A 446-nucleotide genomic window follows, 5' to 3' on the forward strand; every position below is an offset into this window, starting at 1 on the left:
GAACACATGAGCGAACGGGTGCTCGGGCCGGTGGAACGGGACGCGCTCGAGCGCGCCCGCCTCGGCGAGATCACCCGGCGCCGGGAGGCCTATCTGCGGCTCGAGCAGGTCGCCGAGCTCGACCGCGCCCAGGTCGCCGAGCTCTCCGGGGACCGCTGCACCCGCCGGCTGCTCGAGACGCTGTGGCGCATCCCGACCGCCGAGGCGAAACGCCTGGTGGGCGAGGCGCGGGATCTGTGCCCCCGCAGCTCGCTGTCCGGTGAGCCGTTGCCGCCGCGGTTGCCGGCCACCGCGACCGTGGCCGCGGCGGGCGAGGTCGGGCCGGCGCACATCGCGATCATCCGCACCACCATGCGCCGCCTCGACCGCGTCGACGCCCTGCCCGTCGACGACTGGACCGCCGCGGAGCAGACGTTGGCCGACGAGGCGACCCGGCTGGGTCCGAA

The 446-nt window shown here is 75.6% G+C and carries 1 protein-coding gene; it reads left to right on the forward strand.

Features of this window, described 5'->3' with window-relative positions:
• Positions 1 to 18 precede the first annotated feature (18 nt).
• Positions 19 to 446, forward strand: a 428-nt coding sequence (locus WCD58_RS33570; protein ID WP_337707495.1) for a DUF222 domain-containing protein, incomplete at its 3' end; no start/stop codon positions are given.

This window comes from Actinomycetospora flava (genome assembly GCF_037400335.1).
In the GTDB taxonomy this organism is placed as follows: Bacteria; Actinomycetota; Actinomycetes; order Mycobacteriales; family Pseudonocardiaceae; genus Actinomycetospora; species Actinomycetospora flava.